Origin of the sequence: Veillonella sp. T11011-6 (assembly GCF_002959755.1) — a bacterium.
Taxonomy (GTDB): domain Bacteria; phylum Bacillota; class Negativicutes; order Veillonellales; family Veillonellaceae; genus Veillonella.
Genome location: NZ_PPCW01000003.1, coordinates 50,324 through 64,187 on the forward strand (window position 1 = coordinate 50,324; position 13,864 = coordinate 64,187).

9 protein-coding genes and 1 pseudogene are annotated in these 13,864 nt (G+C 38.8%); all 10 read left to right on the plus strand.

The genetic code is table 11. The annotated features are described in order from the left end of the window. Positions 1-110 precede the first annotated feature (110 nt). The 10 genes and pseudogenes from VRHSUH10_RS04295 to VRHSUH10_RS04340 all read left to right on the plus strand — a co-directional run bounded on the left by VRHSUH10_RS04295 (position 111) and on the right by VRHSUH10_RS04340 (position 13,852). Positions 111-1,961, plus strand: a complete 1,851-nt coding sequence (locus VRHSUH10_RS04295) for a class I SAM-dependent DNA methyltransferase (RefSeq protein ID WP_105089586.1) — start codon at positions 111-113, stop codon at positions 1,959-1,961. After that, on the plus strand, positions 1,958-3,124 hold the full coding sequence (locus VRHSUH10_RS04300) for a restriction endonuclease subunit S (protein ID WP_105089587.1): 1,167 nt from the start codon (positions 1,958-1,960) through the stop codon (positions 3,122-3,124). Before VRHSUH10_RS04295 ends, VRHSUH10_RS04300 begins: the two co-directional genes overlap by 4 nt. Positions 3,125-3,137: 13 nt before the next feature. Next, positions 3,138-6,302 carry a type I restriction endonuclease subunit R gene (locus VRHSUH10_RS04305; RefSeq protein ID WP_105089588.1) on the plus strand — a complete coding sequence of 1,055 codons (3,165 nt, stop codon included), beginning with the start codon at positions 3,138-3,140 and terminating at the stop codon, positions 6,300-6,302. Positions 6,303-6,531: 229 nt separating this feature from the next. Next, positions 6,532-8,127: a tryptophan transporter gene (locus VRHSUH10_RS04310; RefSeq protein ID WP_105089589.1), complete on the plus strand. Its 1,596-nt coding sequence runs from the start codon at positions 6,532-6,534 to the stop codon at positions 8,125-8,127. Beyond that, the gene (locus tag VRHSUH10_RS04315) at positions 8,120-8,932 is read left to right on the plus strand and encodes an energy-coupling factor ABC transporter ATP-binding protein (protein ID WP_105089590.1); all 813 of its coding nucleotides are present in this window, start codon (positions 8,120-8,122) and stop codon (positions 8,930-8,932) included. The genes VRHSUH10_RS04310 and VRHSUH10_RS04315 overlap by 8 nt, the downstream gene beginning before the upstream one ends. Before the next feature lie 9 nt (positions 8,933-8,941). Next, positions 8,942-9,610 carry an energy-coupling factor transporter transmembrane component T gene (locus VRHSUH10_RS04320; protein ID WP_105089591.1) on the plus strand — a complete coding sequence of 223 codons (669 nt, stop codon included), beginning with the start codon at positions 8,942-8,944 and terminating at the stop codon, positions 9,608-9,610. Between the two features lie 257 nt (positions 9,611-9,867). After that, entirely contained in the window at positions 9,868-10,368 is a 501-nt protein-coding gene (locus tag VRHSUH10_RS04325; RefSeq protein ID WP_105089592.1) for a GNAT family N-acetyltransferase, read from the plus strand. 125 nt (positions 10,369-10,493) lie between these two features. Then, a complete protein-coding gene (gene hisJ, locus VRHSUH10_RS04330; protein ID WP_105089593.1) occupies positions 10,494-11,357 on the plus strand; it encodes a histidinol-phosphatase HisJ in 864 nt (287 codons plus the stop codon). Between the two features lie 145 nt (positions 11,358-11,502). Continuing rightward, a pseudogene (locus tag VRHSUH10_RS04335) lies at positions 11,503-11,772 on the plus strand (HisA/HisF-related TIM barrel protein); the annotation flags it as partial. Positions 11,773-12,019: 247 nt separating this feature from the next. Then, positions 12,020-13,852 (plus strand): carbon starvation protein A, encoded by a 1,833-nt coding sequence (locus VRHSUH10_RS04340; protein WP_105089594.1) that lies wholly within the window; start codon positions 12,020-12,022, stop codon positions 13,850-13,852. Positions 13,853-13,864: the final 12 nt, after the last annotated feature.

Below are 13,864 nucleotides of genomic sequence, written 5' to 3' on the forward strand. Positions count from 1 at the left end.
GTATAATATTGATATAAAATACGTAAAAATACATGCTTCAAAGTTATATATTGGGATTAACACTTTATATGACTTTGCATGTATTGTTGATGATGTAAGGGTTGGAATCGATGATTAATATACGAAAACTAGAAAATGAATTATGGGAAGCAGCAGATGCATTAAGGCAAGGATCTAAACTAACATCCAATCAATATTGTATGCCTGTATTAGGTCTTATCTTCTTGCGCTATGCATATAGTCGTTTCAAACTTGTTGAGGCTGAAATTTTAAAAGATAGACCTATGCGTAATGGCCGTGTTATGCCTGTAGAAGCTAGTGACTTTAAGGCTAAAAGTGCACTTTATTTGCCAGTAGAAGCACAATATGACTATCTCCTTAACTTACCAGAGGACATTAAAGGTGCAGCTTTAACTAGTAAGGATGGTCAAGTTATGACTAGCCTTGGTGAAGTGGTAAATAATGCTATGGCTTTAATCGAAGATCAAAGTGCACAGCTGACAGGGATATTGCCTAAGAATTATACAGACTTTTCAGATGAGCTTTTAGCAGAAATACTTCGTATCTTTAATAACTCTGCTCTTGATGAAGTAGGTGGAGATATTATTGGTCGAATTTATGAGTATTTCTTAAATAAATTTGCTAAGAATATTGCTTCCGATGACGGTGTATTTTTTACGCCTAAATCTCTAGTTAAGATGATTGTTAATGTTCTGGAACCAACTCATGGTACATTATTCGATCCTGCCTGCGGATCGGGTGGTATGTTCATTCAATCTGGTGACTTTGTCAATGCTCAGGGGATGAATGCAAATAGTGCGATGACATTTTATGGTCAAGAAAAGGTTGAGTATAATGCGCAGCTTTGTTTAATGAACATGGCGGTTCATGGTTTAACTGGTGTTATTAAATCTGGCGATGAAGGTAATAGCTTTTACAATGATGCTCATCAATTAGATGGTCGCTGTGACTATATTATGGCGAACCCTCCATTTAATGTTAATAAGGTAAAGGCCGAATCAACATTAAGTGCAGGGCGCTTACCATTTGGCTTACCAACTGTTAATGATAAAAATGAGATTAGTAATGCAAATTATTTGTGGATTTCTTACTTTTATAGTTGTTTAAATGATACAGGACGCGCTGGCTTTGTTATGGCATCTTCTGCTACGGATAGTCAAGGTAAGGATAAGGAAATTCGTGAACGCTTAGTAAAAACTGGTGCAGTGGATGTAATGTTGAGCGTAGGAAATAAATTCTTCTATACAAAAACTCTACCATGTTCTTTATGGTTCTTTGATAAAGCAAAACCAGAATCTATTAAGGATAAAGTTCTCTTTATTGATGCACGTAACTACTATACTGAATTAGATCGTAATTTAAATGAATGGTCTGAATGGCAATTAAGAAACTTAAATGCTATTGTTTGGCTCTATCGTGGTGAAGTAGAGAAATATATAAAACTCCTTAATGAATATCGCCATACATTAGGTGAAGATAAAACCTTTTTGGAGCATATAGAAGCTCTATCTGAAAAAGTGAAAGTAATTAAGGCAGAAGGTAAACAAGCTGTTGCTGATGCGGCCCGGGGTAAAAGCAAAAAAATTCAACAAGAATATGATGAAAAGGTAGAAGCTGTAAAAGAAACATTAACTATTGCCCAAGAAGCACAATGGTTATATGAAAAATTTGGCGATGGCGAATATGTAGATGTACCAGGTTTATGTAAGATTGCATATATCACAAACGAAGCTAAAGGTGATAATGAGGGTGTAAGTATTGAAGATAAAAATTGGTCTCTTACACCAGGTGCTTACGTTGGTGTAGCCCCTGTAGAAGATGATGGGGTTAACTTCAAAGAACGTATGGCTGAAATACATGAAGAACTGTTAGCATTACAACAAGAATCTAATATACTCATGGAAACTATCTCTAATAATATGAAGGAGATGGGATTATGATTAAATTGAGAGATGTTGCCTCATATGTCTCTGAAAAAGTTGATATAGGGCTTTTAAAAGTGCAAGACTATATTACTACCGATAATATGCTATCTAATCGTGGAGGTATCATAATTGGTAATGATTTGCCAAAAGCAGATAAAGTTACTAAATTTGAACGTGGTGATATTTTAGTTTCTAATATAAGGCCGTACTTTAAAAAAATCTGGTATGCAACCTTTAATGGAGGGTGTTCTAATGATGTTATCGTTTTTCGAGCAAATGGCATAAATTCCAAATTTTTATATTATGTATTATCTCAGAATGCATTTTTTGATTATATGATGGCCGGTGCAAACGGAACAAAAATGCCGCGAGGTAATAAGAACTTAATACCAGATTTTGAGTTACTTAATTTTTCACCTGTACAACAAGAGCATATAAGTTCAATTCTTTCCACATTTGATAGCCTCATTGAAAACAATCAAAAGCAAATCAAGCTCCTTGAAGAGGCTGCACAGCGTTTATATAAGGAATGGTTTATAGATTTGCGATTTCCTGGGAATGAAAATGTGGACATTGTAGATGGGGTTCCAGAAAGATGGAATATAAATTGTGCGGATCATTATTTTAAGATTACTATCGGGAAGACTCCATCTCGTGCTGAAAAACAATGGTTCACCAATTCTGGAGAAGGAACTCCGTGGATATCGATATCTGACATGGGAGAAGCTGGGGTTTTTTGTTTTTATAGTAAAGAAGATTTAACAGCTGATGCCATTGTTCGTCATAATATGAAGGTAGTACCAAAAGGGTCTATTTTAGTGAGTTTTAAATTGACTGTTGGACGAGTGGCAATTACTGGCGTCGATATGTGTACTAATGAAGCAATTGCACATTTTTATATTGATAATGATTTAGATAGAGCTTACACATATTGTTATCTTAAGAATTTCGAATATGATTCTCTTGGAAATACATCATCGATATCAAAAGCAATTAATTCGAAAATTATTAAGAGTATGCCGTTTATAATGCCTACGAGAGATATATTGGAACGATTCTCTTTGATTGTACAACCTATTCTTGATCAAATAGAATTTAAACAAATAATGATTTTCAGATTAACTGAAGCCCGGAATCGTTTACTCCCTAAGCTTATGAGTGGGGAAATAGAGGTGTAAAGGAGGTGTTACTATGAGCCATGATTATTCTGAAGAGAAACTAGTTCAGGATAGTGCGTGTGATGTGCTACAGAATAAATTGGGGTGGAAGGTTGCCTATGCGTATAATAGTGAGCAACTCGGAGTAGATGGTACATTTGGTAGGACTAGTTATAAAGAAGTCTTGTTGACTAGAGAAATTCGAAAGGTCCTTAAACGACTCAATCCTTGGATTAATGATCAACAAATCGTAGAGGCAATTACTAAATTAACTCGTAGAATATCAACAGCATCTTTAATACAAATCAACGAGGAGAAATACAATTATCTTCGTGACGGTATTTCTGTAACGGTTAAGCGCTCTGATGGGAGAACGGAGATTAAAAAGGCTGCTATTATAGATTTCAATAATGCACATAATAATGAATTCTTAGCGGTAAAAGAGCTTATTGTTCGTGGTGATTTGTATAATCGGCGAGCAGATATCGTTGGATTTGTGAATGGGATTCCTTTGCTGTTTATTGAAGCGAAACGGCCGGATATTGATGTGCGAAATGCATTTGAGGATAACTACAAAGATTATCTAGATACCATTCCACAATTGTTTTATTACAATGCCTTTATAATGCTTTCTAATGGATTAGAAGCGAAGGTGGGTACTGTTGGTAGTAAATACGAATTCTTTCATGAATGGAAGCGACTAGATGAGGATGAAAAAGGGAGTGTAGCTTTTGAAACTATGCTTCTAGGTATTTGTAATAAGGAAAACTTTCTTGATTTACTAGAGAATTTTATTCTCTTTGACCATTCTGATGGTCGTACTGCTAAAATATTAGCTCGTAATCACCAATACTTAGGTGTAAATAAGGCAGTAGAGGCATATGCTGATAGAGAATTAAAAGATGGTAAACTTGGTGTCTTTTGGCATACACAAGGTTCTGGTAAAAGCTATTCTATGGCTTTTTTTGCCCAGAAGATACGTCGCAAGATGGCAGGCTCACCAACCTTTGTAGTTCTTACAGATCGAGAAGAGCTTAATACACAAATTAGTGATACCTTTGAAAATTGTGGCATTCTTGGCAAGGATAGTAAGGCAAAACAATGTATTGCAACTAGTGGCGAGGATTTAATTGCTAAACTAAAAGGAAACCCTAGCTTTATTTTTACATTGATTCATAAGTTCAATAAATCTGATGTAGAGCCGATTTATCCTGATCATGACATCATCATTATGTCTGATGAGGCCCATCGCAGTCAGTATGGGTTGTATGCAGATAATATGATGAAACTATTACCGACAGCGGCACGTATTGGGTTTACTGGGACACCACTACTTTCATATGATAATATTACAGAACGTACCTTTGGTGGCTATATATCGATCTATGATTTTAAACGAGCCGTTGAGGATGGCGCAACGGTGCCATTATATTATGAAAATCGTGGTGCAAAGCTAGATGATTTACAAAATCCAGAGATAACTAATGAGATTCTTGATGCTATCGAAGCAGCAGATTTAGATAGTGCACAACAAGAGAAGTTAGAGAAGGAATTTGAAAAATCAATTCATATTCTTACTGCAGAGCCGAGACTTCGCTCGATTGCCAAGGACTTTGTACGACATTATTCCGATGTATGGACTAGTGGCAAGGCCATGTTTGTATGCTTAAATAAAGTTACCTGTGTTCGTATGTACGATTATGTACAGGAATATTGGAAAGAAGAAATTAAGCAGCTCAAAAAACAAATTAAAGCAGCAACACAACAAGAAGCACAAGAACTAGAACGCAAACTAAAATGGATGGAAGAAACGGACATGGCTGTTGTTATCAGTCAGGAACAAAATGAAATCCAAACATTTAAAGCGTGGGGACTAGATATTGAAACACATCGACGGAAAATGGTAAAACGAGACCTCGATAAAGAGTTTAAAGATTCAGATAATCCATTACGTATTGTGTTTGTCTGTGCTATGTGGCTTACAGGCTTTGATGTTAAGTGCTTGTCCTGTTTGTATCTAGACAAACCATTAAAAGCGCATACCTTGATGCAAACAATTGCTCGTGCTAATCGTGTTAATGAAGGTAAGAGTAATGGTTTGATTATCGATTATATTGGTATTGTAGAAGCACTTAAAAAGGCGTTGGCTGAATATACAGCAAATGTTGGAAATCATGATGGTGTAGATCCAACCATCGATAAAGAGAAGCTTGTTGCTCGTATACTAGAATTAATCGATATGGTGGTATTCTTTTTTAAACAAAAGAATATATTTATAGAAGATTTTTCTGATGCTAAAACTAATCCTTTCAGTAGATTATCTGATTTAAATGAGGCTGCTAATGCTGTTTGCGGTACTGTTGCAGATAAACAAACCTTTACTGCTTGTGCATCTGAGTTGCATAAGTTAATGAAATATATTGAACGTGATGATATTTCTGTGGATATACGAAGAGTGTATGAAACAATTGCAGCAATACATCGGATGTTAAAGCCTAAGCGCCGAGATGTAGATACTACTGACTTGATGGTTACTATTAATGCAATTATTAGTGAGCATATAGGGATGAAAGAATCTTTAGGGCAAACAGAAGATGCAACCGGTTCAGAGTATATAACTCGTATTGATATAAGTGCTATCGATTTTAATATCCTGCGTAAAGAGTTTACGAGGGTTAAACATAAGAATTTATTGTTCAACGATTTAGGTGAGTTTATTGAACGTAGTTTGGATAGACTGGTAGCAGCTAATCCTAATCGTAGGGATTACTTTGAGCGCTATAGACAAATTATAGAAGAGTATAACTCTGGAAAAGACCGTACTAATATAGAAAAAACATTTGAAGCATTAATACAGTTAGTAAAAGAGTTATCGGAAGAGGAATCTCGTTATATCCGTGAAGGGTTTACCACTGATGATGAATTAGCTATTTTTGATTTGTTAAAAAAAGATAATCCTAATAAAGCAGATATTAAGAAACTAAAAAGTACTGCTACAGAGATGTATACTAAAATAACAGAAGCTATTTCAAGGATGGATCACTGGACGGATAAGGATGAAACAACAGCAGAAATACAAAATCTAATTCGTGACATTCTTTGGCGGGAACTTCCAGAAAGCTACGATGAACAACAAATAGAAGTTTGTCGTGGAGATGTCTTTGAGTATGTATATACTAGATTTGGATATATGGCATAGGATTTCTAGTTTCAATATATTTTGATAGTCTATTAAAACAATGATAAGGGGCTACTTACGTAGCCTCTTTCTTTTGTATAAATGGGGAATGCAGAAAACTATTTCCTATATGTCTATGTATGAATTAGATGATTGTTCATTAACATTAGGGATGGTCTCTAGTCTTTCACAAATTCTCGAAGAATGATACAATATAGATTATATATTCATTTTTAGAAAAGAGGCTATTATGGAACGGATTCAAGATCTTGTGTACACGCATGTGCAGGGTGGCCAGTTTAGATGGGTTACTGTCAGCACATTGATGCTCGCATTGGGCACGATATTGCATTTGGTGAGCCCTAGTGTGGCTGGGGTAACGCCAAACTGGACGATTGCTACGTACTGCGTAGCTATTTTATTGACTCGCCCTAGTTTGAGTCAAACATTGGGGATTGGCCTTGTAGCGGCCCTCATCAACGTATTGACATCTAAGTCAGCATTCCCTTATGGTAACTTGTTGTCTGAACCAGGCGGTGCGTTGACAGCGGCTCTCGTAACACGTGCGATGTTATCTATGAAGTTCCGTAAAATCGGTGGTTTTGATTTAACACCAATCGTATCTGGTTTCTTAGCAACTGTTGTATCTGGTGGTATCTTTGTTACCCTCTTATGGCAAGTGCTTGGTTTACCAAATAATGTATACATGTACGGCATGTGGCCATTGGTGCTTATCGTAGGTGCTTTGAATGGCGCTATTACGCCAATCTTATACATTCCGGCGCAACGTCTATTCTCTAAACGCGGCATGTTGCCAAGTGCAGATCAATTGACGTCTGACCATAGTCATATGACGATCTTGCCTGAGCGCCAAGCTAAAATCTCCATTGAGCACGTAAATTACTATCATCCAAAGGCGACTACACCGTCTCTTGAAAACATCAATCTCGACGTACATGATGGGGACTTCCTCGTTGTGACTGGTCCTGCTGGTTGTGGTAAAAGTACCCTTTGCATGGCTATGGTAGGGGCTGTACCTAAATTCTACGGCGGCCGTCTTGAAGGCATGGTCTTTGTAGATGGTAAAGCGACTACGCAAATGGAAATTCCAGAGCTTGCGAACCATATCGGTGTTGTTCTTGCCGACTATGATACGCAACTCGTAACGATGACAGTTCGTGAAGAAGTAGCTTTTGCTATGGAAAACCGCGGTTATGATCGTGAAACGATTAAAGCTCGTTCTGAAGAGGTGTTTAAGCAAGTTGGCCTTGTAGGCTTAGAAGATCGCAAGATTACAAGCTTGTCTGGTGGTCAACGCCAACGTTTGGCCATCGCTTCCGTATTGGCTACGAACCCAACAGTTCTTGTGCTTGATGAACCAACAAGCTCCCTCGACCCAGATGGGACTGCCGAATTATATCGCCTCGTAGGTGATTTAAATCAAAAACACGGTATTACCGTTGTTGTTATCGACCATGATTTGCACGCTGTATTGCCGTATGCAAACCGCATGGCTCTCATGGTGGATGGCTCTATCGCATGTGATGCGGATGTACCGACTACACTTCGATACATGTACGAACACAATATTCACGTAGATGCATTGCCATCTGTGTTCACAACGTACATGGAACTTGAACAAGCGGGCTTCCACAGTGATGAACCTTGGCTTAGCATCGAGTCTGCTATCAAGGGCTTGCACCAAATTGAAATGGCTCACGCTATTCAAAACGAGGTGCATGGTGAAAGCAAGTCTCCAGCTAATCAATCTAATACAGTAGAAAATAAACAACCAATTCAACGCGTTGATGATGTACAAGGAAAGGACGGTGGCGCTCATGCTTAAGGTTGAAAACATCCGCTTTGGCTATGTGCCATCCGTAGACATCTTCCGAGATGTGACTTTCACCATCGAAGGCGGCGAATATATTGCTATCGGTGGTCGTAATGGTTGTGGTAAAACGACTATCACTCGTTTGCTCGTAGGTCTTGAAAAGGCTAGCGAAGGCCGCATGTACTATAACGGCACAGATATTACATCTATGCCACCATCTAAACGTGGTCAATTTATCGGTTATGTATTCCAACAACCGGATCGCCAAATGTTCAGACCAACAGTAGCCACAGAGGTTGCTTTCGGTCCTGAATCACTAGGTCGCAGTAAATCTGAAGTGAAACGCATCGTTGATGAAGTGTTGGAACGTACAGGTATCGCTCACTTACGTGAAGCCTATCCTCCAACATTGCGTCGTGGCGAAAAACAACGCGTTGCTATCGCATCCGCATTAGCAATGCAATCTAAAATCCTCATTCTCGACGAACCAACAAGTGGTCAAGATGGTAAGGAAACTAAAGAGTTGTTAGCTTTATTGCGTCAACTTAATCAAGAAGGTATTACGATCCTTCTCATTACACATGATATGGAAATCATGGCTAGCGAATGTAGCCGTGCACTCATCATGGGTAACCAAACCGTTGCCTTTGATGGCAGTCCAGAAGAATTATTCAAGAAATCTACAGACGAATTGCAAGACCTAGGCCTTACAAAACCGCCAAGTGTGGAACTTTCACTAGCGGTACCATCTCTAGGCTATTGCAAATCTATGGATGAATTGAAATCTAAGTTAGTGGCTCAGTTGAGCGGGAAATAGGAGGGACATATGGAACGTTTAGTACCGTTAACAAAAATCTTGATGACCCTCGCCGTATCCGTGTGGGCCATTCTCTTGCGCGACTGGCAATCTCTATTGGCCTTAGTCGTTGTAGAACTTGTCGTGTTATTCGTTGCAGGTCTATTGATCAAACAACGTAAGGCCGTAGTGGCATTGACTAGCTTTGCCGTATTCCTTGGGGTTGTTCAATTCCTCGGCAGCGGTGATGTAACATCTGCTATCGTATCTGGCTTGCGCATGCTCGCCATGACGCTTGTATTCATCTGCTTGTTGGCAACTACAAAATTGCAAGACCTTACAGCGGCGCTCGTAACACAATGCAAAATTCCTTATGAATATGCATTTATGTTCACTGCCGCACTTCGCTTCGTGCCTGACTTCATTGCTGAAAGCCATGCAGTACAAGAGGCACAAGCTTGCCGTGGTTTATCCTTAGAAGGCAACTTCATTAAACGCATCAAATCCTATGCGTCTGTAATCCAACCATTGCTCTTAAAATCCTTGGGCCGCTCCGAAACAATGGCGCTATCCCTAGAACTACGTGGCTTTGGCGGTCCTACACATAGCTTTGCAGCATCTGTAGGATTGAAAACTATTGATTACAGCGTGATTGGGGCTTTGATTGTTATTACAGTACTTTTATTTCTAGTAGTTTAATCTTCTCATATATTTACAATTAAAACTTAAATACATAAACTGAGTGGTAAAAATTGATATTTTTACCACTCAGTTTTGTTGTATTGGGGATATAGAAGTAAAATATGCAATTTTTACTTCTTAAAAATGCAGAAATGTGAAATGGTATGTACTACGAATAGTTCATCCTTTTTCTTGCGTATTGGAGTTATTTTTATATATTATGTTATATAGAAATAATTTTAGTTTTGGAATACCAGCTATTTTGAGGAATTCTTATGAGTGAATTAGTAATACAACCAATTACAAAGGATGATATACCATCTTGTTTAGATATTTATAATTACGAGGTTGTAAATGGCGTAGCCACCCTTGATCTTGAACCTCGTACGTTGCCAGAATGGCAGGAGTGGTTTGAGGCGCATCAGACAGCGGAGCACTGCATTTTTGTAGGGCTTATGGACGATGTTGTAGTAGGCTATGCATCGCTTTCACCATATAGAACAAAGGATGCTTTCAAAAGTACCGTCGAATTATCTATTTACATCCACGAAGATTATAGAGGTAAGGGCGTGGCATCTAAATTGATGGCCCATATATTAGAACATGCCAAAGAAACGGACACATTACATACGGTAGTGTCTGTTATTACTGCAGGAAATGCAGCGAGTACGGCATTGCATGAGCGCTTTGGATTTACCTATTGTGGTCTAACACCTCAAGTTGGTTTTAAACATGGTAAATATCAGGATACCGAAACATACGCATTATTGGTATAATAAAACGTAGATAATAATACATATATAATAAACGATATATAAATGGAAATATTAATTAGATATATTAATAAAGTACAGAAGATAGATAAGGGTTCGCTACGGGTTAGGGCGAATAGGGTGATTGAATGAACATGAAAGATGAACGACAGTTCGTTGGCTATAGCAAGTATCGCAGCCGACTTGTGGACGGTCATGTACATACAGAGTTGTGTCCCCATGGTAGTGGGGACCGGACTGCAATGATGATCGAAAAGGCTATTGAGTTGCGTATTGAGAAAGTATGCCTTACAGAGCATGCGCCATTGCCAAAGGCTTTTGCCGTTGAATACGGTGGTGACCAAAAGGCCTATGATACAGCGTCTTTGAAATTGAACCAAGTAGATACCTACTTAGAATTAGGTCGCCAACTACAACGTGCTTATGGCACACATATCGACATCTCTCTCGGTTTTGAAGTGGATTATATTCCAGGCTTTGAGACAGATATTCAAGAGTTCCTCAACCGTTATGGTCCGTTGACAGATGATAATATTTTATCCGTTCACTTCATGGAAGGCGTGAATAATGCCTTTTATTGCTTAGACTATAGCCCTGAAGAATTTGAAAAGGGCTTTGGTCCGTGGATTCAAAAGCAATATGAGTTATATTACAAATATTACTCCACCGTGCGCCAAGCCGTACGTGCTGACCTCGGTGAATATACGCCAAAACGAATTGGTCACTTTGATTTAATTAAGAAATACCAACACCACTTTGGCTTTGAGCGTCACTTAGATCGCCGCAATGCACAGGTGGTAAGCGATATCTTGCATATCATGCGCGTACAAGGTCGCGAACTAGACTACAATATGAGCGGCTTCTTCAAACCGGATTGCCGTGAAATGTATCCAAGCCGCTTTATTCAAGGTATGGCTGCTATCATTGGGGTACCATTTGTACTAGGCTCTGATGCACATAGCATAGCTGATATAGAAAAAATTTGGGGCTAGATTGATGAGAAAGTTTTTTCTTGGGATTATTATTCTCATAACTCTAATAACAGCTTTTATAGCTTATATGTTTTATCATGAACCATCATCTGATGAGCTAGTTGGTCGCAGTGTGGCTTTAGAATGAGCAACAGAAGCGGTAGGCCATGGTGCAGGTGAGTTATTGGTAACGAGTATCGATAGGCATGGCACGGGGCTTAGCTTTGATATTGAATTATATCAAGCTTTAGCAGAGGTTGTAGATGTACCTGTAATAGCCTTTGGCGGTGCTGGGAATATACAGCATTTTGTGGATTTATTTACAAAAACAAATGTAACTGGAGCCCTCGCTAGTGCATTGTTACACAATAAGGTTTTAACTATAAAAGATATTAAAAAGGCTCTTCACAAAGCAGGCATCGTCGTAAGACAATAGATAATTACTATCAAAATAAAACGCTAAAAGCATTCTCTTATTAACGGAGAATGCTTTTTAATTATGCTTTTAACTCATAATGTACATTCAAAATGAGAAATCGATAATTGACACTTTTATGTTTAGATATACAATAATTATTGTAAGTACTAAAAGTTTAGAGAGCCAATGTGGCATGGATGTGCAAAAGATTTATCAGATATTTTTATATAACACCATGTCACACAAGACAATTGGAGGTGTTTATATGGTTATGAATGGTATTTACTTAGTTATAGCCTCCGCGTGTATTCTAATTTTAGCGTACCGCTTTTACGGGGCTTTCATAGCGGCGAAAGTATTAACATTGGATGAATATCGTCCAACGCCAGCTATGGTTCACAACGACGGTCACGATTACGTGCCAACTAACAAATGGGTAACATTTGGTCATCACTTTGCAGCGATTGCTGGTGCAGGTCCTCTTGTAGGTCCTGTTATCGCAGCCCAGTTCGGGTATTTGCCTGGTGCATTATGGATCCTTATCGGTTCCGTATTAGCCGGCGCTGTACATGACATGGTTATCTTGTTCGCATCTGTTCGCTATGATGGTAAATCTATTGCGGATATTGCACGGGAAGAAATCAGTAAATTTGCTGGTTTCGGTGCTATGCTTGCTACATTGTTCCTATTGATCATCACCCTTGCTGGTATGGCCGTAGTAGTAGCTAACGCATTGCATAACTCCCCATGGGGTTTCTTCTCCGTATTTGCTACAATTCCAATCGCTATTTTCATTGGTATTTATTTGAAATGGTTGCGTCCTGGTAAAATTCAAGAAGCAACTATTATCGGTGTAGCGTTGATCTTCGCAGCTATTATCTACGGTCCAAACGTAGCAGCTAGCGAATATGCTTCTTGGTTCACATATGACTTGCAAACTATTGAAATCATGCTTGCAGTCTATGGTTTCTTTGCAGCAGCATTGCCAGTATGGTTATTGCTTGCTCCTCGTGACTATTTGTCCACATACCTTAAAATCGGTACAATCGGCGCATTGGCTCTTGGTATTATCATCGTAATGCCTGAAATTCAAATGCCAGCTGTTACTCCTTATATCTGGGGCGGCGGTCCTGTATTGAAAGGTTCTGTATTCCCTTACATTTTCATTACTATCGCATGTGGTGCGTTGTCTGGTTTCCATACTGTTATCGCAACAGGTACAACACCTAAAATGCTTACTAATGAAAAAGAAATCTTGCCTATCGGCTATGGTGCAATGTTAACAGAAGGCTTCATCGCTATGATGGCGTTGATCGCAGCTACTGCATTGCATCCAGATGATTACTTCGCAATTAACTCCACTGTTGAATCCTTCAAAGCCTTAGGCCTTCAAGTTCATGAATTGCCAGCATTGTCCGCAATGGTTGGTGAAGACTTGATGCATCGTCCTGGTGGCGCCGTATCCCTTGCAGTAGGTATGGCTCATATCTTCTCCAGATTGCCTAACATGGATCACTTATTGGGTTACTGGTATCACTTCTGTATCATGTTCGAAGCATTGTTCATCATGACTTTGATCGATGCTGGTACTCGCGTAGGTCGTTACTTACTTCAAGAATTATTAGGTCATTTCCATCCTAAATTCAACGACCAACATTGGGCTCCTGGCGTTTATGGTTGTGCAGCTTTAATTTGTATTTTGTGGGGCTACCTAGTTCTACAAGGTAACATCGGTATTATCTGGCCTCTATTCGGCGTATCTAACCAATTATTAGGTACTATGACATTGGCTGTAGGTACTACAGTTATCATGCGACTTGGCCGCAAACGTTATGCATGGGTAACAGGTATTCCTTGTATCCTCATGGCTATCGTGGCTATCGCTGCAGACTTTGAAAACGTATTTAACAGCTATATCCCAGCTGGTAAATGGATCCTAGTAGCATTTAGTGCTGCCATGTTCCTCATGATTCTTATCGTATTAGTAGAAGCAGTTCGTAGCTGGATTCGTTTGGCGGACATTCCTCAAGACTATCGCACTCAAGAAGAAATTGAAGCTGAAAGCCTTGTAAAATACGGTAAACAAGCAAAAGCATAATAGCTTGTTTTA

Excerpts from the sequence above, each read along its gene's own strand:
- VRHSUH10_RS04295 (WP_105089586.1), top strand. The coding sequence starts at position 111 with ATGATTAATATACGAAAACTAGAAAATGAATTATGGGAAGCAGCAGAT.
- VRHSUH10_RS04300 (WP_105089587.1), top strand. The coding sequence starts at position 1,958 with ATGATTAAATTGAGAGATGTTGCCTCATATGTCTCTGAAAAAGTTGAT.
- VRHSUH10_RS04305 (WP_105089588.1), top strand. The coding sequence starts at position 3,138 with ATGAGCCATGATTATTCTGAAGAGAAACTAGTTCAGGATAGTGCGTGT.
- VRHSUH10_RS04310 (WP_105089589.1), top strand. The coding sequence starts at position 6,532 with ATGGAACGGATTCAAGATCTTGTGTACACGCATGTGCAGGGTGGCCAG.
- VRHSUH10_RS04315 (WP_105089590.1), top strand. The coding sequence starts at position 8,120 with ATGCTTAAGGTTGAAAACATCCGCTTTGGCTATGTGCCATCCGTAGAC.
- VRHSUH10_RS04320 (WP_105089591.1), top strand. The coding sequence starts at position 8,942 with ATGGAACGTTTAGTACCGTTAACAAAAATCTTGATGACCCTCGCCGTA.
- VRHSUH10_RS04325 (WP_105089592.1), top strand. The coding sequence starts at position 9,868 with ATGAGTGAATTAGTAATACAACCAATTACAAAGGATGATATACCATCT.
- hisJ (WP_105089593.1), top strand. The coding sequence starts at position 10,494 with ATGAACATGAAAGATGAACGACAGTTCGTTGGCTATAGCAAGTATCGC.
- VRHSUH10_RS04340 (WP_105089594.1), top strand. The coding sequence starts at position 12,020 with ATGGTTATGAATGGTATTTACTTAGTTATAGCCTCCGCGTGTATTCTA.